Annotated in this window: 16 protein-coding genes; 5 read left to right on the top strand and 11 right to left on the bottom strand. The window is 69.6% G+C overall.

The window, feature by feature from the left end; all coding sequences use genetic code 11:
* Positions 1-110 precede the first annotated feature (110 nt).
* Positions 111-1499 carry an acyl-CoA synthetase gene (locus H4O13_17530; protein ID MBE5317199.1) on the top strand — a complete coding sequence of 463 codons (1389 nt, stop codon included), beginning with the start codon at positions 111-113 and terminating at the stop codon, positions 1497-1499.
* A 242-nt stretch (positions 1500-1741) separates the two neighbouring features.
* On the opposite strand, the gene H4O13_17525 is transcribed toward H4O13_17530, so the two are convergent.
* Together H4O13_17525 and mutM are read right to left on the bottom strand one after the other, a co-directional pair.
* Positions 1742-2332, bottom strand: coding sequence for a DUF998 domain-containing protein (locus tag H4O13_17525; GenBank protein MBE5317198.1), 591 nt, complete (start codon positions 2330-2332; stop codon positions 1742-1744).
* A gap of 112 nt (positions 2333-2444) precedes the next feature.
* Positions 2445-3257 carry a bifunctional DNA-formamidopyrimidine glycosylase/DNA-(apurinic or apyrimidinic site) lyase gene (gene mutM / locus H4O13_17520; GenBank protein MBE5317197.1) on the bottom strand — a complete coding sequence of 271 codons (813 nt, stop codon included), beginning with the start codon at positions 3255-3257 and terminating at the stop codon, positions 2445-2447.
* An 88-nt stretch (positions 3258-3345) separates the two neighbouring features.
* Between mutM and H4O13_17515 the strand changes: the two genes are divergently transcribed.
* Complete coding sequence (locus H4O13_17515; protein MBE5317196.1) at positions 3346-4551, top strand: fatty acid desaturase; 1206 nt, start codon at positions 3346-3348, stop codon at positions 4549-4551.
* A 57-nt stretch (positions 4552-4608) separates the two neighbouring features.
* A complete protein-coding gene (locus H4O13_17510) occupies positions 4609-4956 on the top strand; it encodes a hypothetical protein (protein MBE5317195.1) in 348 nt (115 codons plus the stop codon).
* A 565-nt stretch (positions 4957-5521) separates the two neighbouring features.
* Here the strand turns inward: H4O13_17510 and H4O13_17505 are convergent.
* The 9 genes from H4O13_17505 to H4O13_17465 all read right to left on the bottom strand — a co-directional run bounded on the left by H4O13_17505 (position 5522) and on the right by H4O13_17465 (position 20036).
* Positions 5522-7801: a hypothetical protein gene (locus tag H4O13_17505; protein MBE5317194.1), complete on the bottom strand. Its 2280-nt coding sequence runs from the start codon at positions 7799-7801 to the stop codon at positions 5522-5524.
* Entirely contained in the window at positions 7798-9942 is a 2145-nt protein-coding gene (locus tag H4O13_17500; protein ID MBE5317193.1) for a hypothetical protein, read from the bottom strand. Before H4O13_17500 ends, H4O13_17505 begins: the two co-directional genes overlap by 4 nt.
* A complete protein-coding gene (locus H4O13_17495; protein MBE5317192.1) occupies positions 9939-11345 on the bottom strand; it encodes a BatA domain-containing protein in 1407 nt (468 codons plus the stop codon). The genes H4O13_17500 and H4O13_17495 overlap by 4 nt, the downstream gene beginning before the upstream one ends.
* The gene (locus H4O13_17490) at positions 11342-12259 is read right to left on the bottom strand and encodes a DUF58 domain-containing protein (protein ID MBE5317191.1); all 918 of its coding nucleotides are present in this window, start codon (positions 12257-12259) and stop codon (positions 11342-11344) included. The genes H4O13_17495 and H4O13_17490 overlap by 4 nt, the downstream gene beginning before the upstream one ends.
* Positions 12260-12969: 710 nt before the next feature.
* Positions 12970-13962, bottom strand: coding sequence for a MoxR family ATPase (locus H4O13_17485; GenBank protein MBE5317190.1), 993 nt, complete (start codon positions 13960-13962; stop codon positions 12970-12972).
* A 3-nt stretch (positions 13963-13965) separates the two neighbouring features.
* Entirely contained in the window at positions 13966-14670 is a 705-nt protein-coding gene (locus H4O13_17480) for a DUF4159 domain-containing protein (GenBank protein MBE5317189.1), read from the bottom strand.
* A gap of 929 nt (positions 14671-15599) precedes the next feature.
* Positions 15600-16949 carry a TldD/PmbA family protein gene (locus H4O13_17475; protein MBE5317188.1) on the bottom strand — a complete coding sequence of 450 codons (1350 nt, stop codon included), beginning with the start codon at positions 16947-16949 and terminating at the stop codon, positions 15600-15602.
* Positions 16950-16966: 17 nt separating this feature from the next.
* Positions 16967-18601: a TldD/PmbA family protein gene (locus H4O13_17470; protein MBE5317187.1), complete on the bottom strand. Its 1635-nt coding sequence runs from the start codon at positions 18599-18601 to the stop codon at positions 16967-16969.
* 181 nt (positions 18602-18782) lie between these two features.
* Positions 18783-20036 (bottom strand): DUF1704 domain-containing protein, encoded by a 1254-nt coding sequence (locus H4O13_17465; protein ID MBE5317186.1) that lies wholly within the window; start codon positions 20034-20036, stop codon positions 18783-18785.
* 412 nt (positions 20037-20448) lie between these two features.
* Here H4O13_17465 and H4O13_17460 point away from each other — a divergent pair, with 412 nt between their 5' ends.
* Both H4O13_17460 and H4O13_17455 read left to right on the top strand, forming a co-directional pair.
* Positions 20449-20871 carry a hypothetical protein gene (locus tag H4O13_17460; GenBank protein ID MBE5317185.1) on the top strand — a complete coding sequence of 141 codons (423 nt, stop codon included), beginning with the start codon at positions 20449-20451 and terminating at the stop codon, positions 20869-20871.
* A gap of 4 nt (positions 20872-20875) precedes the next feature.
* Positions 20876-22546, top strand: a complete 1671-nt coding sequence (locus H4O13_17455; GenBank protein ID MBE5317184.1) for an STAS domain-containing protein — start codon at positions 20876-20878, stop codon at positions 22544-22546.
* Positions 22547-22614 lie beyond the last annotated feature (68 nt).

Below are 22614 nucleotides of genomic sequence, written 5' to 3'. Positions count from 1 at the left end.
CTCGCGCGGCATGCCGCGCAAACGCGTCGCCTCACCCCCAATCCCGGCTCTCTTGAGTCCCCCCGCGTTTTCATGGAGCCTTGGCGGCCTCGTAACGCGTTCTTCACTGCATGTCGGCCGTTCCCAGCGATCCCAGCCTCGCCACCGCCCTAGTACCGCTCGCCTGCGGGCCGCTCGACCGCGTGTTTGCGCTCGACGGGGCCGCACCGGTGTCGCTGCAGCGCTTTCTGCGTCAGGCGCGCGCGCTGGCCGAGACGCTTCCGGCCGGCAGCCACTGCCTCAATCTGTGCGAGGACCGCTACCGTTTCATGCTGACTTTGGCGGCGGCGCTGATGCGCGGCCAGCCGACCTTGCTGCCGCCCTCGCGCGCGCCCAGCGTGATCCTGGAAATGCTGGAGCGCTATCCCGACGCGCACTGCGTCGGCGACGACGGCTTGAACGGCTGCGGGCTTGAGCGCCAGCCGCCGCGCTACACCACGCTGCCGGCGGCTCTCGCCGAGTGGACCGGGCCCATCGAGCCGCTGCTGCTGCCGGCCGAGGCGCTGGCGGTGATCGGCTTCACCTCGGGCAGCTCGGGTCCACCCAAGGCCCAACCCAAGCGCTGGGGCAGCTTCAGCCGAAGCACCCAGCTCAACGCCGAGCTGCTGCGCGAGGTGGCGGGCTCAGGCGCGCAGATCCTCGCCACCGTGCCGGCGCAGCACATGTACGGCATGGAGACCTCGGTGCTGCTGCCCCTGCTCGGCGGATTTCCGATCCATCCGGGGCGTCCTTTCTTCCCCGCCGACATCGTGCGCGGCCTGACTGAACTGGAAGCGCCGCGCGTGCTGGTGACCACGCCGGTGCATCTGCGCGCGCTGATCGAATCCGGCCTCGCGCTGCCGCCCATCGCAGCCATCGTCAGCGCGACGGCACCGCTGCCGGTTGACCTGGCGCGTGCGGCGGAAGCCGCCAGCGGCGGCCGCGTGCTGGAGTTCTACGGCAGCACCGAGACCTGCGTGATCGCGCATCGGCAGACCGCGCGAGAACAGGCCTGGACGACCTATGCCGGCGTGGAGATCCAGCCGCGCCCCGATGGCGCGCAGATCGACGCCGACTGGCTGGCGGCACCGGTACTGCTGCAGGACCTGATCGAACTGCTGCCGCAGGGCCGCTTCCGCTTGGCCGGGCGCGCCGCGGACCTGCTGGAGATCGCCGGCAAGCGCGCCTCGCTGGGCGAGCTCACCCGTCGCCTGCTGGCCATTCCGGGCGTGCAGGATGGCGTGGTGTTTCTGCCCGAGACGGCAGGCCCCGTGCAGCGCGTGGCCGCGCTGGTGGTGGCGCCGGAACTCGACGAAATCTCGGTACTCGCGGCCTTGCGCGAAGTGGTCGACCCGGTCTATCTGCCGCGACCGCTGAAGCGGGTCAACGCCCTGCCCCGCAATGCCACTGGCAAACTGCCGCGCGCTGCGCTGCTGGAGGCGCTGCGCGGGGCGCCGCCCCTGCCTCCGCCGTCGCCCTGAAGGTGCTGCGAACCCGGCGGTGACCGAACGGGCCCGCGTGGGTGCCAAGGCGAATGCGCGAATGCCGACTCGACGCCCCGCCCGATCGCTGCCCGCTGCAGGCCGCGCGAGCGATCGGTCAACGCGGTCTTGACCCAGCTCACGCAGTTCTTGAGACCGGCGAAGACCGGCGCCGATCGAGCGTCTGCGGCCCTCCGCATCCGCGGGCGGCGCACGGGTGCGTCGCCCGCGCCGCGCCGACGTCAGACGGAGCCGCGCCGGCGGCGGAATGACCGCGTCGGCGCCCGCCAATCGTGCAGCGCCAGCCACAGCAGGTACAGCGCGATCGTGAGCTTCTGGCTCGCCCCCCGCGGCAGCTCGCGCACCCCCACATGCAGCAGCAGACAGCCCACGGCAAGCACGGCCAAGGGCAGGAACAGACGTTCGCCGCGCGTCCAGTCCAAGGCGCCACGCAGCAGCAGGCCGAGCCCGGTCAGCCCGAACGCCAGCAGCGCGCTCCACAGATGCAGACGATGTTCGAACTCGGGTACCGCAGCGGCCGGCGAGCCGCCCGGATACACCGCGGTGATGACCAGCGCGACCGATCCGCCGAGGAACAACAGCAGGGCGCCGGTGTTCCACAGGCCGGTGCGTTCCGCCCGCCAGCTGAGCCAGGCCTGCGCCGAGATCGCAGCCGCCAACAGGGCATAGGCCCACTGCAGCCACGCACCGTGCGGGCCGGACAGGTAGAACGAGAGCGGTGCCTGCCGCCAGTCGTAGCTCGGGTGCAGGGCCTGGACGGCGATCGCAGTGAGCAGAAACGCCAAGGGTCCGATCAGGGCGAAGGTTCGCAGCATGGGCTCGGTGCAGGGCTGGGGATTGGGGCGAGGCCGGCGGGAGGCGTCGATCGGCGAAGGCCGCGGCTGGGCGCCCGCAGGGCCGGCAGGCGACCGGGCGGGCGGAGATTCAGCGCTGACATCGCGGACACCACACCGTGGCGCGCTGGCCCAGCGCCATGTGCTTGAGTGTTGTCCCGCAGAGCTTGCAGGCCTGGCCCTCGCGCCCGTACACGAGCAGCTCCTGCTCGAAGTAGCCGGGTGCGCCATCGGGCGCGAGGAAATCGCGAAGGGTCGTACCGCCGCGGACGATCGCGTAGGCGAGAATCTCGCGCACCGCCTCGGCCAGCGCCTGGTAGCGCGCGAGGCTCACCTTGCCCGCCGCGCGGCGCGGGTCGATGCCGGCGCGGAACAGGCTCTCGGCGGCGTAGATGTTGCCGACCCCGACCACGATGGCCTGGTCCATCAGAAAGGTCTTGACCGGTGCCGCGCGGCCGCGGCTCAGGCGGAACAGGTGTTCACCGGAGAATTCGGCCGACAGCGGCTCGGGTCCGAGCCCGGCCAGCAGCGGATGGGTCTGCCCGCGCACCTGCCACAGCAGCGCACCGAAACGGCGCGGGTCGTTGAAGCGCAGCAGCTGGCCGTCGTCGAGTTCGAGGTCGACGTGGTCATGCGCGCGCACCGGCACGCCCGCCGGCAGCACGCGCAGGCTGCCGGACATGCCCAGATGCAGGATGGCGTCGCCGGTCTCGGCGCGCAGGATCAGATACTTCGCGCGACGCTCGACCGCCTCGATGCGCTGCCCGGGCAGCTCGTCGCGGATCTCGTCCGGGATCGGCCAGCGCAGGTCGGGCCGGCGCAGCACCGCCCGCGCGATGCGCCGCTGCACGAGATGCGGCTCGATGCCGCGGCGGGTGGTTTCGACTTCGGGCAGCTCAGGCATGGGTCGGGGATGTGCCGACAGTCGTGAAGGAAGAGTCGAGGTACGCTGCTAACATCTGTTCACTCATGACACGGAAACGCAGGGCTTCATGGACAACGCATTCTTCAGCTGGGCCACGGGCGGCCTGTTCGGCAACGCATGGTGGCTGGTGCTGGGCGCCTTCCTCGTGATGGCGCATTTCACCCTGATGTCGGTGACGATCTATCTGCACCGCTGCCAGGCCCATCGCGCGGTGGACCTGCACCCGCTGATCAGCCATCCGATGCGCTTCTGGCTGTGGTTCACCACCGCCATGGTCACCCAGGACTGGGTCGCCATCCATCGCAAGCACCACGCCCGCTGCGAAACCGCCGAAGACCCGCACAGCCCGCAGGTGCTGGGCATCAACAAGGTGCTGTTCCACGGCGTCACCCTGTACCAGAGCGCGCGCAAGGATCGCACGATCCACGCCCAGTTCGGCCACGGCACGCCGACCGACTGGGTCGAGCGCCATGTCTACTCGCGCTTTCCGGGCCTTGGCCCCAGCCTGCTGCTGTTCCTCAACATCGGCGTGTTCGGCGTCATCGGCATCACCGTCTGGGCGCTGCAGATGCTGGTGATTCCGGTGCTGGCCGCGGGCGTGATCAACGGCCTCGGCCACTGGTGGGGCTATCGCAACTTCGAGACCGACGACCGCGCGACCAATATCAGCCCCTGGGGCCTGATCATCGCGGGCGAGGAGCTGCACAACAATCACCACGCGTTCCCGAGTTCGGCGCGCTTCGCCCTGCGCCGCTTCGAGTTCGACATCGGCTGGGTGGCGCTGCGCATGCTGTCGGCGCTGGGCCTGGCGAAGATCCTGCGCGTCGCGCCGAAGCTCGACATCCGCCCGAACCTCCAGATGCCCGACAGCGACACCGTCCGCGCGGTGCTGGCGCATCGCTTCCAGGTGATGACCGACTACTTCCGCATCGTTGTCGCCCCGCATCTGAAGGCCGACATGGCCGGCGCGCAGGCCAACCTGAAGGCGCTGCCGGGCCGGCTGCGCCGCGCGCTGAAGGATCACGGCCGCTGGCTCAAGCCCGAGCAGCAGCAGAAGCTCGACAGCTGGATCGCCGAGCATCCGCAGCTGGCGGCGATCTACGACTACCGCCGGCGCCTGCGCGCGGTGTTCGAGCGCACCAGCCAAGGCTCGGAAGCCACCCTAGAAGCCCTGCGCCAGTGGTGCGCGGATGCCGAGCAGTCGGGCAATGCCGCACTGCAGGAGTTCGCGCAGAGACTGAAGGGCTATCGCCTGCAGCCGGCGCGCGTGTAAGCAGCGCGGATGACCCTGCGGCCGATCCAAGGACGGCATCGCCGCTATCCTGTGGACATGCGCGCGCTCTGCCTTGCCCTGCTGTCTATGCCCGCGCTCGCCGCCGCGTTTCCGAACGCGCCGGCCGAGCAGCTGGCGCGCGTGGATTCCGATGGCGACGGCAAGGTCAGCCGGGCCGAATACCGCGCCTGGATGGGCCGCGGTTTCCGCGCGATGGACGTGAACGGCGACGGCGTGCTGCAGCCGCAGGAGCTGCCGCCCGGCACGAGCTTCCGCCGCGGACAGGCGCTGACGCTGCGCGAGCACCACGCGCGCATCGACGCCCGTTTCGATCTGCAGGATGTCGACGGCGATGGCTTCCTCGATGTCCGCGAGCTGACCGCGCCACCGCGTCCGGCACAATGAATGCGCACAGGCGGCTCGTGACCCGGCGGTGGGTGCAGGCTGCAGGCTGCGGTCGCCTGCAAGCAGGCTCCTACAAACGCCAGCAGCATAAGAACAAGAAGCAGAACCCCATGCGCTCCGCGGGTCGTCCCGCGAAACCCAGCTGTTTGTAGGCGCGAGGCCCAGCTGTTTGTAGGCGCGAGGCCCAGCTGTTTGTAGGAGCGAGCTTGCTCGCGACCCGCAAGGTGGGCACGAAGCGTGGGCTGCGGTCGCCTGCAAGCAGGCTCCTACAAACGCCAGCAGCAAAAGAACAAGAAGCAGAACCCATGTGCTCCGCGGGTGGTCCCGCGAAGCCAAGCTGCTTGTAGGAGCGAAGCCCAGCTGTTTGTAGGCGCGAGGCCCAGCTGTTTGTAGGAGCGAGCTTGCTCGCGACCCGCAAGGTGGGCACGAAGCGCGGGCAGTAAGGGCTGGGCCTGAAAGAAAGTGTCTACGAAGAGCGCGAGCGCTCCGGCTCGTCGAGGGCGCGCGAGGGATCGCTAGCAGGCGTGGGCAAGACCACCCGGCTCGCTGTCTGTCGCCAAATCGCTCAGGGCGAGCGCGGCCGCTCCAGCCACCACAGCGCGGCGAACACGGCGAGCAGGGCCAGCAGCCACGGCCAGAAGTCGCCGGGGGCGTAGGCCGGACCCGCGTTGTTCGCCCCCGCCGCTCGCGAGGACACCGCGGCATGCGTGCGCGCGCGCAGATCGGCCGCGTACAGGGCGGCCTCCCGCGCTGGATCGCGCACCTCGAAGCTCAGCGCCGTCGCCTCAGCCGTACCCAGACGGTAGCGCCCCGGCGTGCTCGGCAAGGCAACAGCACAGCCCTGCGCATCGGGAGCCGCCAGGGTGAGCTGGGCTCCGTCAGGGGCCGACAGCGCCAGCGGCGCACGCAGGCCGCAGAGCTCGATGCGCTCGCCGAGCCAAGCCTGCATCTGCCCGCGCGGAAGCCTGAGGATCGGCGCGGGCGGGGGCGCCGCAGGCGCCCTTGCGAGTGCAGTCGTCAGCCCACTCCACAGCGCGCCGTAGACCTCGGCATGGCCCGCCGCCTGCAGGCGGTAGCTGTCGGTCAGCCACAGAAGACCGAGGCGACCCAGACCGCGCGCGCGCCACAGCGCCAGCGGCTCGCCCGAATCCGCCAGCACGGCAGGTACCGACTGCGCCGCGCTGACGCGGATCGGCAGCTGCCGCAGACGCGTGGGCGCCTCGGCGACACGCGCCTGTGCGCTGGTCTCGCCGGGCACGCGCTCGATCGCGAAGCCGGCCTCGCGCAGCTCGGCGAGCAGGCCCGGATTCGGCAGCGCCGTGAGGCGCAGCAGCAGGCCGAGGCCGTTCTCCACGTTGCCCAGGACGGCGGCGCGTCCGCCCGCGCCCAGCGCCGACCAGGCGCGCTCTTCGAGGATCAGCAGATCGAGCGCGGCAAGCTCTTCCGCGCTCGGCGCCAGCGCGCGCCCGCCCTGCACCAGTCCAGGCGCGAACTGGATTCGGCTGTCGAAGTCGAGTCCGGCATCCACCGCCCAGCGGCGCAGCGCGCGCGTTTCGGGGCCCGGGGCTGCGGCCAGCAGCAGCGCCTTGAGGGCGCGTGGCGGCGTCACGTCTAGGCGCAAGGCGAACTCGTCGAGCGTCTGCTCCTTGGCGTCGAGGGCGCGCAGGCGCAGCGGCAGCGGACCTGCCGCGCGCGCAAGCGTCTGCAGGCGAACGACGCCGGAATGCATCGGCGCCAGCGCAGATGCGGTTTGCACGGAAGACGCTGCATCCGTTGGCGCGGGCGCAAGGGCGCTGCCCGAGGTGCTGTCTCCGGGTGCGGGCTGGGTGGCTGTAGTGACAGCGACGCTCGCTGTGCTCGCCCCGGCCGCCGCGTCGGCCACAGCCGCAGCGCTGGACGCCTCTGCCATCGCATCCTGTTCGATTGCGGCGTCGACGGCGGGCGTGTCTGCCGCCGTAGCGTTCAATGCGCCCGAGGCGGTGGACGATGCCGACGATTCCCCGGCATCGAAGACCTGTTCCGCCAGCGCCTCGCCCGCGGCGTCGAGCAGCTGCACGCGCGCCGGGGCCATTCCATTCCAGTGCGCGGTCACGTCGATCGCTGCGCCCAGCGTCACGTCCTCCGGGTGCTCGATCGCAACGAATCCGCGCGGCAGCGGTGCGGGGAAAAACGCGAGCCCACGCTCCCGCGCCACCGCGAGATCGCGCAGCGACAGGCCACGCCCGAACAGGCGCAGTGCGGCGAACTCCGGCCGCATGCGCAGCGCCGTCGCGAGGTCGGGCGCGCCCTGCACGCCGGGCGGCAGCGGGTCTTCCGCTTCAGGCAGCGCAATGACGGCTGTGGGCGGTCCAAGCTCGGCGTTCGCATTCGACCCACGACCGGCACGGCCCCGGTCCGCCACGTCTGCGGCAGCGCTCGACGCATCGGGTGGGTCTTGACCCACCGTGGCCTCGACATCGCGCCGCGCCTCCGCTGCGGGCGCTGATTCGATGTCTCCGCTGCCTCCCGAGACTCCGGACTTTGCCGGGACAGCGTTGAGATCGCGGGAATCGTCGGCGGCGACGCCCAAGATCTTCGCACCGGGGCGAGTGTCGAGCTCCGGTGGGTCAAGACCCACCCTATGGGTGAGCGCGTCGCGCCAGCCGGCGCCGAGCACGGTCAGCGTGCCAGCCTGCGGCAGCGGCTGCGGCGGTGGGTTCAACACGAAGAACAGCAGCAGCAGGGCAAGGCTCTGCAGCAGCAGTCGCCAGGGCCAGCGCTGCGGCCGCTTCCACAGCAGGCGCGCGGCGGCGAACAGGCCGATGGCGAGCAGGGCGAAGGCCATGAAGTTCGCCGGCAGACTCATCGGGCGTCCTCCAGCGCGCGCAGCCAGGCCTCGCCCGCGACATCGAGCCCGGCGCGCGAACGTGGTCCCTGCGGCGGTGGCGCGATCCGCTGCCACAGGCTCGATGCCAGCGCGGCACGGCAGTCCGCGCAGTCCGGATCGCGGCGCACGCGGTCGAAGCGCTCGCGCAAGTCCAGCGTCGATTCAATCGGCTGCCCGGTGAGCCAGGACTCGAACGCTGCGAGGACGTCGGGAGCCGGCGCCGCGTCGGCAAGAGCCTCACCCCCGACCAATCCCGAATCCCCAATCCCGAATCCCCGGCCCGCCAGGGCCGAAAACACCCCCACCAGCGCCGCATCGCCGCGCTCGGCCGCGCGCAGCGGATCGCCCGGACGTACGGCCGTCGAACGATCGCCGGTGAGCCGCCGCGAAAACATGATCGGCGGCAGCTCCAGGCCGACGCGGGCGAGGTAGATGCGGCTGGCCTGCTGGATCTGCTTGATCAGGTCCAAGGCCCGGTACTGGTAGGGCAGCGCGGCCACCGGATCGCCCATGCGCAGGTGCAGCTCGCTCTGCCACATCTCGCGCAGGGCCGAGCGCAGACGCTCGCGGGTCACCGGGTCGAACAGCGTGGTGCCCTCCTCCTGATCGTGCATGTGGCCGTAGGCGCGGACCAGCGAGGCGGCGTCGCCAAAGCTGGCCGGGTCGGCGTGACCGTGGCCGTCGTCTAAGCTGTGACCCTCGGGCAGCAGCGGGCCTTCGGTCTCGACGTCCTCGCCGAGGAACTCGCCGTAGCGCAGGCGCAGCAGGCGCTGGTCGACGCCGATGCTGTCGCTGCGCGCCAGCAGGCGCTCGCGCTCCAGCGCCGCGCGTTCGGCGATCAGGGCCTCGGTGTCGATGATGATCTGGCGCTGGCTGCGGAAGTAGGCCGGCAGGGTGCGCTGCACGAAGCCCTCGACGCCCTCGCCCTCGGTGTCGCGCAGCTTGGGCCAGCGCAGGATGTAGCTGGGGCTGCGCGCGCGCTGGCCCAGGCTGTCCAGCACCTCGACGCGCAGGATCAGGTCATTGCCGGTCTCGAAGCCGAGTGCTCCGAGATCGAGTCGGCGCAGGTAGCGGCGGCTGCGCGCATCGCCTTCGCCGCGCAGGGCGAGACGCTGCTCGCTGACCTCGACCAGCTCGCCGTCACCTTTCGCCAGCGTCAGCAGCAGCTCGGCCGCGCCCAGGCCGAAGTCGTCGCTGGCCTCGATGTCGAGTTCCATGGCAGCGGCGGACTCGACAATGTTCAGGGTCTGACCGGGACGGCGCACGCGGATCTGCGGCGGCTGGTCGGGCTTCAGTTCAAGGCGTGCGGCAGCGTCGTCGAGACCGAGCACCGCGCCGTCGATCTCGACGCGGTAGCGGCTGCTGGCTTCAGGCGTGTCGCTGCCGCGCCATGCTGTGTCCGCGAGCTGCAGTTCGATGCGGCGGCCGTCGATGAAGACCAGCGCTGCCGAGCTGGGAGCCGGCGTGATCTCCAGCGCCCAGTCGATGCGGCTGCCAGCCACGGCTTCGATGTCCAGCGCGGCCTGCGTGGACTCGGTCAGGCCGGTGTAGCGCGGCGGCCTGATGCGCACCTCGGTGGACTGAAGACTCGGCGGGCCGAGTGGCGCATCGGCTTCCGCGGCCGCTGCCTCGCGCGCAGCGGGCAAGGTCGATCCCTGCATGCGCTGCGCGGGCAGCAGCAGTACGGCCGCGGCCAGCAGGATCGGCAGCAGCATCCACGGCGAGTGTGCGCGCAGGTCCAGCGCGGCCAAGGTGACGCGCGGCAGACGCCGTTCCAAGCGCTGCCGCTGCAGCGCGGCCAGCGCACCCGTTCCGGGCGTGAACAGCAGGCCGGCGCTGTCCTCGAAGCTCGGCAGGCGCTGGTTGAGCCGCTGCGCCAGCCACGTTGTGCTGCGCTGGCGAGTGCGCAGGCCGGCGATGGCGAGCAGCACCAGCAGCGCCGCGACATCGGTCCACAGCGCCGGCCAGGGCGCGGACGCAAAACGCAGCAGCGCCCACGCCGGCAGCACCCACAGCGCGGCCTCGATCAGACCCAGCCGCCGCACGCGCCGCAGCAGGGCTTGCGCTGTGGCGCTGGGCGCGAACGCGCGCGCTTTCGACGCTGACATCGGCGTGCTCATGCGGGCCTCCGCGTCGCCGCCAGCCAGCGCTCGGCCAACAGCACAAGCAGCAGTACGAGGATCAGCGCATCGCGCAGCGGCCTGCCCGCTGGCTGCGGCGGCAGTCCGTCGGCGCTGGGCGCGATCAGCTGTGCGTCGATACGCGATGCGGGAGAGGGCTCCGGCGCCAGCCAGCTTTGCAGCAGACGCGGAAAGTCCGGCGCCAGCAGCTCGGGCAGGCAGCGCGTGTCGAGCGGGCAGTCGAGCAGGCGCAGCTCGGCGCCGTCGATCAGCACGCGGCGTAGCGACGCGTGCTCGCCGCGCCAGATCATGTGGGCGCGGACATCGAGAGCGGCCAGCACCGCGTCGGCTTCGGGACCGGGCCGGGGCGCGTGCGCAGCGCGCTCGCCTGAGCCGCTGATCAACACACGCCCGCCCTCGCGCAGCCACACCCGCCAGGCCGGCGACAGCGACTCCAGCGCGCCCGCCGCGATTCCATCGGGTGGGTCTTGACCCACCGGAGCCGCACCCTCGCGCCGGTTACCGTTAACCTCACCCGCTAGCGCGGCGTCCACGGCGTCGGACCCGACATCCGCGCCGGGCGCGCTGTCCTCGCGGCGCGCTTCGTCGTCCTCGGCGCGTTCGGGCGATTGTGCGTGTGCGGGCTCTCCTGTGTGTTGCTGCGGGATCGTCTTCGTCGATGCGATCACCCACAGCGCATCGACACCGTTCGCGGGCAGCGCCTCTTCCGCCTCGACGAGCTGCAGCGGCGTGCCCTCAGCCAAGCCCTCGAAGTAGGCGCGCAGCGCCGCCAGCGCCTGGCGCTGTTCGTTCTCGACCTCATCCATCGTCTGCACCGCGACGCGCAAAACCTGCGCCTCGCGAGGCACCGCCGGCAACGCCACCGGCAGCACCGTCCACGTGATCTCACGCCCCAGCTGCAGCCATACACCGTCCCAGCCCTCGATCTCCCGCGGAACACGCACCTCGATCGCCTGTTCGCGCGGGCGCTCGAAGGCGAGCTGGCGCAGCAGGCTGAAGGGCGCCTCCGCAGCGGGCGCAGGCATGACATCGACCCGCGGAAAGCCTGGTGCCAGCCAGCGCAGTTCGGTGCCATCAGGTACCGGGCCCACCTGCGCCGGATCCAGCCCCGGCCACAGCAGCACCCAGGGCGCACCGGCGCGTCCGTGCAGCAGCGCTTGTGCCAGCACGAAGGCCAGCAGCGCCAGCAACAGCAGGCGCAGCAGCAGAAGTACGAGATCGCGCAGGCGCAGGCGCTGCTTCGGCCGCGCCTGCGGATCGATGTAGGCGAGTGCGGCGAACAGGCGCGGTGGTGGGGTCTCGCGGCGGCGCTGCAGATGGATCAGCAGGGGCAGGGCCAGCGCCAGCAGCGCGAACAGGGCCGAGGGCAGCAGCAGGCTCATGCGCGGCCACCGCTGTCGATGCGCCCACCGCGGCCGAACAGCGCCCGTAGTGCGACGTCTTCCGAGCGGTCCAGCCAGTGCTCGACGCACGCCACGCCGCGCTGCTGAAGGTTCGCGATGAACTCACTACGCGCGGCGCCGAAGCGCTGCAGAAAGCCCGCGCGCACGGCCGCGCCGTCGACTTCGCGCAGCGCGCTCGATTCGGGATCGACCAGATGCAGGGCGCCCTGCAGCGGGAACTCGCGCTCCTCGGCGGTAAGGATGCGGAGGAAGGCGACGCTGCGCTGCGCGGCGGCGAGGCGTGCGGCGAACTCGGACGCAGCGCTGTCGAAGCCGTCGCTGAGCACCAGCACCAGGGCGCCCGGCGGCATGCGCGCTGCGAAGGCGTCGAGGGCGCGGGCCTCGGGCCAGGCTTGGGTCGGCGCGAGTCCCGCGAGTGCGGAAAGCAGACGATCGCGCTGGCCGCGACCGCCGTTCGCCGCCGCCCACAGCGGTGCGCGCGCTTCGAAAGCCAGCAGGCCGAACAGCTCGTCTTCGCGCAGCGCCACATCAAGCACGCAGGCGGCCAGCCGACGCGCAGCATGCAGCCGCGTCCAGCCGGGATTGGCGAGATCGTCCTGCGCCATCGAGGGGCTGCAGTCGAGCACCAGATACACGCTGAGCGGCGCGTCGCGCTCGGACTCGCGTACGAACAGGCGATCGCTGCGGGCGAACAGCTTCCAGTCGACTTGGCGCGGCGCATCGCCGGCGACATAGCCGCGGTACTGGGCGAATTCGAGGCCCTGTCCACGCGAGCGACTTTGCTGACGACCGAGCGGCCCGATCGGCGCCTGCAGTGGCGTGCGCAGGCGCAGATCGCGCAAGCGCGCGCGCAGCTCTGGCGGCAGATCGAGGCCGGTCCCTGCGAGGTTCATGCGCGCGGGCCCCGAAGCGCGCCCATAGGGTGGGTCTTGACCCACCGGCGCTCAACACTCGCCTCTCTCCAACGCGCTCCCATAGGGTGGGTCTTGACCCACCAAAGCACGACGCTGGCGGCACGCACGGGTCTGCGGAATCCCCGAACGGCGTCCAGCGCGGCCGCGGCAAGCGTCAAGAGCCGGTGGGTCAAGACCCACCCTATGGGGCTGCGGCGATTCCGAATGCCCTTGCAAGCCGCACGCCCCCCCACCCAAAGCGCGGCAAACCGCGCAAGCGCATCGCTTCGCATAGGGTGGGTCTGGACCCACCGAAGCTCAACGCTCGCCTCAGCCCAAAGCGCTCGCACAGGGTGGGTCTTGACCCACCGAAGCACGACGCTCGCCTCACCCCAGAGCGCTCCCATAGGGTGGGTCTTGACCCACCGGAGCTCAACACTCGCCTTACCCCAAAGCGCTCGCATAGGGTGAGTCTTGACCCACCAAAGCGCGACGCTGGCGGCACGCATGGATCTACGGAATCCGCGAACGACATCCGGGACAGCCGCGGCAAGCGTCAAGAGCCGGTGGGTCAAGACCCAACCTATGGGGAACGCGTGCTGCCGTTCGCTTGGGCGCGGCTTAGCGGCCGTGCTGGCCTTGGCGCAGTTCAGGCTTCGGTGGGTCAAGACCCACCCTATGGGGTACGGCGACATGGCGGGCGCTCGCGCCTACACCGCCACCGCATCGAGCACGCCCTCGACCACCCAATCGGTGCTGCGGCCTTCGGCTTCGGCCGCGAAGGACAGCAGCAGGCGATGGCGCAGCACCGGCTTGGCGAGCGCGCGGATGTCCTCGCGGGTGACGGCGAGGCGCCCCTGCAGCAGCGCGCGCGCTTTCGCCGCCAGCACCAGCGACTGCCCAGCGCGCGGACCCGCGCCGAAGCGCAGGGCCTGATTGACGCGCTCGGGCGCATCGGTACCGGGCCGCGTTGCCCGCACCAGGCGCGCGATCCAGCGGGTCAGCTCGGGCGCGATATGCACTTCGCGGGTCAGCGCCTGCAGCTCGATGAGTTCGTTCGCTTCCATCACCGCCGGCGGCGTCTCGCCGCTGCGGCCGGTGGTCAGATCGAGAATCGCGATCTCCTCGTCCAGGCTCGGATAGTCGACGCGGATGTAGAGGAGGAAGCGGTCGAGCTGGGCTTCCGGCAGCGGATAGGTGCCGGCCTGCTCCAGCGGGTTCTGCGTGGCCAGCACGAAGAAGGGCTTCGGCAATTCGAAGGTCTGCCCGGCGGTGCTGACGGTGCGCTCCTGCATCGCTTCGAGAAGGGCGGCCTGGGTCTTGGGCGGCGTGCGGTTCAGCTCATCGGCCAGCAGCAGGTGGGTGAACACCGGCCCGGGCTGGAACTTGAACACGCGCCTGCCGGTGCCGTGGTCTTCCTCCAGCACCTCGGTGCCGAGGATGTCGCTGGGCATCAGATCCGGCGTGAACTGGATGCGGTGGAAGTCGAGTTTGAGCGCCTGGCCGAGGCTGCGGATCAGCAGGGTCTTGCCCAGGCCCGGCACGCCTTCGAGCAGGCAGTGGCCGCCGGCCAAGAGCGCGATCAGCAATTGCTCGACCACCTCGGCCTGGCCGATCACCGAGCGCGCGATGGTGGTCTTCAGCGCATTCAGGCGTTCGAGGCGTGCGGCGAGGCTGGCTTCATCGAGGGCAGTTGCGTTCATGGCTCATCCGTTGAGTGCGTACATCACGATGTTGACCCCGAAGCGGGTGTTGTCTTCCGCGAGCCAGCGCTTGTTGCGCCAGTCGTAGTCCCACTCGCAGCCGTAGTCCTTGTTGCTGTAGAGCACGCCAAGCCGACCCTCGTGCTCGATGCCCTTGAGATAGTCGTGCACCAGATCATCGCCCCAGCCGTTCAGTTCGAAGCTCGTGGTCGGGGGGCCCTCGAACTTGAAGAAGCTCGAGTAGATCGGATGCGTGTTCGGCAGCTTCGCGAGTGCGCGCGGGCCGAAGATCGAAGCCATCTCCGCCTCGAAGCTGCGCGCGAACAGGCCGTCGATGTCGTGGTTGCAGTCATCCACGAACACGAAACCTCCGCGCCGGACGTAGGCCTCGAAGTTGCGCCGCTCATCGGGATCGAACTCGACCAGCTTGTGGCCCGACAGATAGCAGAACGGCGCCTCCAGCATGCGCGGATCGGCCAGCGGGATGACCCGCTCGACCGGGTCGACGCGCAGGCCGGTGTAGTCGATCAGCGAGGTGATCAGGTTCGACGGCATGCGCTGGTCCACGTCCCAGTTGCCCGAGGCGTACATCAGCCGGGTGAACCAGAAGTCGTACTCGCCTTCGACCGGCTGGAAGGCGCGCGCGCGGGTCGCGGCAAGAGCGGCGAGCGTGGCGGTGCTGAGCTTGAGGAAATGGCGGCGGAGCATTTGAGAGCTGGGATTGGGGATTCGGGATTCGGGATTCGTAAGAGCGGGGTTGCGGTGGTGCGGGGGGTGCTGCTCTTGATTGAGCCCCTCTCCCCACGGAGCGGCTCGGGGTCGATTATCGGCTGCCGGTGGCAGCCGATGACCCCGAGAGCCCGAGCGAAGCGAAGGCGGGGGTTGGGGAGAGGGCCGGGCGAAGCGCGCAAAACGAACCTTGCCGAGCACCCACTGTTGTTGCTTTGCGCCGTCTCACATGGCGCAGCAATCGGGCATTAGGGCAAAAGATCGCCTGCTCCCGCCTTGCGCTAGTCCGCGTGGGTAGCAGCGAGTCCATCCGCCGCGCATACCTGCATCAACCTCTATGGTTTCCATCGCGTCACGCCATCCACGAAGCGCACTCCGCTTCTGCGGGCAGGAGCCCGCGCTCTTCCACGGGGCCCCTGGGGAGCGGCGAGGCTCGGACGATCCGCCCGCAGGGGCGCCGGCAGGGAGGCCGGCGATGTTCGTGACAGGCCAGGGATGGCCTGTCCACGAACACCGGCCGAGACTCGCGAACCCGGAGCGCAGGGATGCGCGAAGGGCGCGGACGAGGGGTGGCCTTCCTTTGGACTACCTTTCTTTGGCCACTCAAAGTGAGTGACTCGGGCCGGCCGCACGCGGGAATGGCCATGGATGGCCATGCTTTGGGAGCGCGGAAGGACGGACCGAAAGCTCTCGCTCTCCGCTTCGAACGACGAAGCGACGAAAGAAGACCGGGGCGAGTGTGGAGCTCATGGTGGGTCAAGACCCACCCTATGAGCTCGGAACACCGAGGCCGAAGCGGAGTTCACGGTGGGTCAAGACCCACCCTATGGGATCGGAACACTGAGGCCGAAGCGGAGCATAGGGTGGGTCGAGACCCACCCTATGGGCTCGCGCGCACGCCACCGGCCTCACACCGCATCCGACAGCGAAGTGAAGGTGAAGTCCCGCACCTTCATCGCCGGCACCATCATCGCGATGCCCGGGCCGCCGCCGACACCGGCGCCGGCGTTGATGCGCTCGGGTTTGCCCAGCTCTTCGATGTTGTTGAGCATGATGATCGGCGACTCGTTGAAGCGGAAATTCTTGATCGGGTGCTTCACCTCGCCGTCTTCGATGTAGAAGGTGCCGTCGCGGGTCAGGCCGGTCAGCAGCACGGTCTGCGGGTCGACCAGGCGGATGTACCAGGTGCGGGTCACCAGGATGCCGCGCTTGGTCGACTTGACCATGTCCTCGGTGCTCTTGTCGCCGCCCGTCATGATGATGTTGCCGGGCATGGCGAGCGGGTCAACGCCCTGCTTCTGCGACCAGAAGCGCGAATAGTTCAGGTGCTTGACGACGCCGTTCTCGATGATGGCGTGCTTGCCGCGCGGCAGGCCGTCCATGTCCCAGGGCAGCACGGGCACGTCCGCGTGGGCGGGATCAGTGAAGGCATTCACGCGCTCGTCGAACACCTTCTCGCCGAGGCGGTTGCCGCCGCCTTTCTTCGACAGAAAGCTGCGGCCCTCGTCGGCCTGGCGGGCGTCGAAGCCCATCAGCATGAACATCAAGAGGCCCGAGACCGCGGCCGGTTCGAGCACCACCGTGTACTTGCCGGGCTCCAGCGCCTTGGCATCGACCGAGCCCTTGGCCTTGCGGATCGCGGTCTGGATGTCTTTCGAGGCATCGAACTTCGAGGCATCCGCGAGATTGGTGGCGACCCAGCCCGAGCCCGTCTCGTCGGCGGTGCGCACCGTGCAGGTGTAATCGAGGTTGTTGAGCGGCTGGTAGCCGAAGTTGCCGCGGCTGTTGGCCGTGGCGATGAAGCCGGTGTTGTCGGCGAGGTAGCCGGCCGCGACCAGGTTCTCGTCCTTGCAGGGCTTGATCGAATCCAGCGCCACCTTGGCGCGGTAGGCCGGGTCGATGTCGGCGGTGGCCTGCACATAGGTCGGCGTGGCGGTGTAGGTCTGCTTCTCCACCGCCGGCATGAACTCGGGGTTCTCCGGCGCCAGCTGGGCCAGCTCCTCGGCGCGACGCACGACGCGCTCCAGCGAGGTGTCGTCGAAGCTGTTGGTGGTGGCGATGCCGCTGCGCTTGCCGAAGGCGACCTGCACGGCGAGATTGACTTCGTTGACCACGCCCGAAGTCGAGACCGAATTGCGGGCGAAGCGGATGTTGCCCTCGCGGTTGCCGGTCAGGGTGGCGATGCACTCGTCGGCCTTCGACAGGGCGATGACCTTGTCGAGGATGGCCTTGGCTTCGGCTTCAGTGAACATGCTCATGGTGTCCTCCTTGGACCTCAGCCGATGTTGCGGGCGGTGTTGATGACGTTGATGCCGCGGAAGCGCGCGGTGCTCGATCCATGCGATACCGCCGAGACCTGCGAGGGCTGGCCCTTGCCGTCGAAGAAGCTGCCGCCCAAGCGGTAGTCGCGCTCGTCGCAAACCGCGTCGCAGGCGTTCCAGAACTCCGGCGTGCGGATCTGGTAGGCCACGTCTTCGAGCATCTGGGTGATCTTGCCGTCCTTGATCTCGTAGAACAGCTGGCCGCCGAACTGCGCGTTGTAGCGCTGCTGGTCGATCGAGAAGCTGCCGGCGCCGACGATGTAGATGCCGTTCTCCACGCCCTCGATCATCTTCTCGGGCGTCAGCTCGTCCTTGCCCGGCGCCAGCGACACATTGGGCATGCGCTGGAACTGCACGGCGTTCCACGAATCCGCATAGCAGCAGCCGTGCGACTCGCTCTCGCCGATGATGTGGGCCTGATCGCGGATCGCCTGGTAGTTGACCAGGATGCCGTCCTTGACCAGATCCCAGCGCTTGGTCGGCACGCCCTCGTCGTCGTAGCCCACCGCCCCCAGGCTGCCGACCTGGGTCTTGTCGGCGAACAGGGTGACCTTGTCGCTGCCGTACTGGAACTTGGCCTCGCGCTTGTCCAGCGTGGCGAAGCTGGTGCCGGCGAAGTTGGCCTCGTAGCCGAGCACGCGGTCGAGCTCCAGCGGGTGGCCCACCGACTCGTGGATGGTCAGCCAGAGGTGCTGCGGGTCGAGCACCAGGTCGTACTTGCCGGGCTTGACGCTCGGCGCTTTCAGCTTCTCGACCGCGTGGCGCGCAGCGGCAGCAGCGTCCTCGACGAGGTTGTAGCTGTTGCGGTAGCCAATCACGCCGCCGGGCATCTCGATGCGCTCTGCGGCATCGCCGTCGAGGTACTCGTAGCCCATGCCGACCGGCGTCGACAGGCCAGCGCGGTTGCGGAACTTGCCGCTGCTCTTGTCGACCGCGGTGACCTGCAGCGGCACCCACAGGCGGTGCACGTCCTGGTCGATGTAGCTGCCGTCAGTGGAGGCGAAGTACTTCTGCTCGTTGATCTGGAACAGCGTCGAGTTGACGAAGTTGGCGCCCGCCTTCATGGCCGCCGCATTGGCCGACAGCAGCAGCTCGACCTTGTCCTTGATCGGCACTTCCATCGCGTTCTTCTTGATCGGCGTGGCCCAGCTGACCTCGCCCACGCCCTTGACCGGGGCGAGCCGCACCGGCTCGCTCTGCACAACCGAATTGGCCTTGGCGATGGCGACCGCTTCAAGCGTGGCGGCGACGATGGCGTCGGCGGTGAGCGTGCTGGTGGCGGCGAAACCCCAGGTGCCGTTGGCGATGACGCGGATGCCGGCGCCGATCGATTCGGTGCTGGCGACGTTCTGTACCTTGTCCTCGCGGGTGACGATGAACTGGTTCAGATAGCGACCGATGCGGATATCGCAGTAGCTGGCGCCCGCTTCGGTGGCAGCGGTGAGCGCGCGGTCGGCCAGGGCCTTCTTGATGGCGAGATCGATGCGGCCATCGGTGAGCGCCTCGGCGGCGATCAGGCGGCCGGGACGGGCCAGCAGCAGGCCCGCGGCACCGAGCCCGGTGTAGGTGAGGAATTCGCGTCTATCCATGGCGCTCTCCGCGCAGGGGTGGAGGGATGGCGCGCGGGGTGTCGATCACTCACCGCGCGACGCGGCGACAGTGCGGCCGCGCGTGAAGCCGGAGCATGTGCCACAAGACCGGGGCCGCCGCACGCACTGCTTACTGCCGCACAGTCGAGCTGCGCGAGCGCCTACGCGCAGCGGAGTCGGGCTAGAGCCCGAGGGTCAGGTCCTCGGCCTCGACGCGGTCGATGCGGATGCGGTTGGCGAACAGCGAGAAGGCCAGCACGCCGGCGAGGCCATTGGCGCGCTGCGCCCAGGGCGGCAGGTAGAGCGGCTCGGCGATCACGCCCTGTTCGAACAGCGGTTCGAGAGTGAACACGTCATGCAGGGCCATCTTGCCGGCGAACAGCAGATGCGCGAGACGCGGGCGGCGGTGGCGGATCGTCCAGCGGAAGAAGGTATGCACGCTGAGCATGCCGTGCAGGTAGACCGCGTCCTTGGTGAAGGCCGCACCGCCAGCGGTCGGGCAGCCGCGGAACACCCGCTGTGCCGAGGCAAAGCTTTCGGTCTCGCTCTGGCCTGAGTCGAGGAAGAAACGGAACACGTCGATGAAGTCCGCCCCCGACAGCGCCTTGTCGATGGCGAGAATGCGCAGCGACAGGCGCTTCAGCCGCGGCAGGTCGATGGCGCCGGTCATCAGCTCGGCGAAGGTGGCCAGACCCTCCTGCGTCGCGGTGACGCGCGGTGCGCTTCGCGACAGGCTTTTCAGGTGCGGCTGCTCGCGGCCGTTCAGCGCGGTCAGCGAATGCACGAAGGCTTCGTGCTCCAGCAGCTGGCGCAGGTCGTACTCGCTGAAGGTGGCGCCGCCGCGCAGGCGGATGCGGGTCGGGCCGGCCGCGGCCTTGGCGATCAGCTCGGGGTCGACTTCGACGCGCACGCGATGGCCGACGAAGAAGGCGTCGAGCGCGGCCTGCAGCTCGGCGGCCATGGCTTCGGCGCTGTAGATGGCCTCGTTGTCCTCCGGCGGCAAGGTGCCGCTGACCTCGTCGGCGATCTCGATGAAGTGCCGGGCGGCGTCGATGTTGGTGTAGGTCGAGCCCGGCAGCGCATCGCCGGGGCGACCGAACAGCTGGATCGAATGCCAGCTCGCCGCCTCGCTGCCGGCCGCCTCGATCAGCCAGGCCGCATGCAGCCAGCTCTCGGCGCTGCGCTGCAGGTACTGGCCCAGCGGATGCTGCGGGTCGGCGGCATCGCGGATGGCCGAAAGCTCAGCCCGGGCCGCCGACAGATCGCGGCTGCGGTAGCGCGGCTCCGGCAAGCGCGGCTGGCCGCGGCGAAAGCCTTCGAGGAAGCGCTCCTGCTCGGCCACCGGCCAGCTCACCGCCTGCAGCAGGCGGATCGCCCCCACGGCATCGACCAGACGGGCGTCGAGGGCGATGTGGTGGGCAAGTTCGGGCGTCATGCCCGCACTGTAACGAATTGTGCCCATGCGGTGGGCTTGACCCACCGCGCCTCACCCAAGACCGCCTATTGGGTGGGCCTTAACCCAGCAAAGCCAACGTCCGGCTGGGCCAGCGACCGCGCGCGCTTCGGGTGCGCTGGGTCAAGACCCACCCCATGGGCTGCGCGTCGGGTGCGGTGGGTCAAGACCCACCCTATGGGCTGCGCGTCGGGTTCGGTGAGTCGAGACCCACCCTATGCGCTGCGCGTCGGGTGCGGTGGGTCGAGACCCACCCTATGGGCTGCGCGTCGGGTTCGGTGGGTCAAGACCCGGCCTATGCGCGCGCCGGAGCCGTTTGACCTTCGTGCAACTCGCTTCGATACCTGCGGATGCCGCAGAATCAGGCGCCCTCTGCCGTTTCGGACCGCCCGCGATGCCACGCTTCGGACTGCCGCGCCTGCTCGTCTCGCTCGCCTTGATGGCCCTGCTCGGCGCCTGCGCCACCAAGGGCGGCGACAACAACAAGCTCGATGCCGCCCTGTTCAGCTACGCCGGCGCGATCCGCTTTAGCGACATCGAGCGCGCTTACGAGTTCATCGATCCCAAGCTGCGCGTCGAGAAGCCGATGAGCCAGCTCGAATGGGAACGCTTTGCCCAGGTCCAGTTCACCGGCTATCTGGTCAAGGCGAAGGAGCCTGCGGGCGAGGGTGAGATCCGGCAGGTGGTCGAGGTGCGCCTGATCAACCGCCACACCCAGGTCGAGCGGACCTTCCTGGTGCGCGAGCAGTGGCGCTGGGACGCCGAGGCGAAGCAGTGGTGGCTGACCAGCGGCCTACCCGACATCGCCCAGGAGTAGGCGCATGCCCCGGCGTCTCGCCAGCGACTTCCGGGGCTTTGTTCCGCAGCTGTACACCACGCTCGCCCGCGGCTACGGCGCGCGCGACCTGCGCGCCGATCTGGTGGCCGGGCTCACGGTCGCTATCGTCGCTCTACCGCTGGCGATGGCGCTGGCGATCGCCTCGGGCACCACGCCCGAGCGTGGGCTGCACACCGCCATCGTCGCCGGCTTTCTGATCTCCGCGCTGGGCGGCTCGCGGGTGCAGATCGGCGGCCCCACCGCGGCCTTCATCCCGGTGGTGTTCAACGTCATCGAGCGCTTCGGCTACGAGGGCCTGATCCTCTGCACCCTGCTGGCCGGGCTGATCCTGATCGCGGCCGGACTGCTGCGACTGGGCGTGCTGCTGCGCTACATGCCGCAGCCGGTGATCACCGGCTTCACCGCCGGCATCGCGGTGTCGATCTTCGCCAGCCAGGTGAAGGATGCCCTTGGCCTGCGCATGGATCAGGTGCCCGGCGAGTTCTTCGAGCGCTGGGCCGCCTACTTCACGCACCTGCCAAGCTGGCAGCCGGCCGCCGCGGCGTTGTGCGCCAGCGGGCTGATAGCTCTGGCCCTGCTCAAGCGCCATCGACCCAACTGGCCGGCCTTCCTGATCGTGGTGATCGCCGGCAGCCTGGCCGCGCTCGCCCTGCCGGTGCCGACCATCGGCAGCACCTTCGGTCAGCTGCCCGCCGCCCTGCCCGACTTCGCGATTCCGAGCATTCCCTTCGAGCGCACCTTCGAGCTGCTGCCGGCGGCGCTCACCATCGCCTTTCTCGCGGGCGTCGAGTCCCTGCTGTCGGCGGTGGTGGCCGACGGCATGACCGGCCAGCGCCATCGCTCCAACGCCGAGCTCGTCGCCCAAGGCGTGGCGAATGCGGCCTCGGCCCTGGTCGCCGGCCTGCCGGCCACGGGTGCACTCGCGCGCACCGCCACCAACATCCGCGCCGGCGCGCGCTCACCGATTGCCGGTATGGCGCACGCCGGCTTCCTGCTGGCCTTCATGCTGGTGCTGTCGCCGCTGATGGTCTACGTACCGTTGTCGGTGCTGGCCGCTCTGCTGCTGGTGGTGGCCTGGAACATGGCCGAGATCCATCGCTTCAAGCAGCTGCTGCGCGCGCCGCTGGGCGACCGCGTGGTGCTGCTGGTCACCTTCGCGCTGACGGTGGCCTTCGATCTGACTGTGGCCATCGAAGTGGGCGTGGTGCTGGCGGCCTTCGTATTCATGCACCGCATGAGCAGCAGCGTGAGCGTCGGCGCGCTCGACGATGCCGCTGTCGAGGACGAACCCGACGCGCGTCAGCGCCTGCCGGCAGGGGTGGAGATGTTCCGGATCTCCGGGCCGCTGTTCTTTGCCGTCGCCAACCGGCTGGATCAGGTGCTGGATCCGATCCGCGAACCGCCGAAGGTGTTCATCCTGCGCCTGCGCCAGGTGCCGCTGATCGATGCTTCGGGCGTCACCGCGCTGGAAGCCTTTCTTGATCGCTGCCAGAAGATGGGCACAGCGGTGATCCTGTCCGGCCTGCACGGCCAGCCACGCGAGATCCTGCGACAGATGGATTTCGGCAGGCATCCCAATCTGCTGGGCCTCGCCGCCGGCTTCGACGAAGCACTGGCGATGGCACAGGCCGCACTGAACCTCGATGCGCCATAGGGTGGGTCTTGACCCACCGGAGCCCGACGCTCGCCTCAGCCCATTGGGTGGGTCTTGCCCCACCAGAG

The sequence above is a fragment of the Lysobacterales bacterium genome (genome assembly GCA_014946745.1).
Taxonomy (GTDB): domain Bacteria; phylum Pseudomonadota; class Gammaproteobacteria; order Xanthomonadales; family Xanthomonadaceae; genus Aquimonas.
Note: the sequence above shows the minus strand (reverse complement) of the source record. Positions and strands in the feature narration are given on the sequence as shown.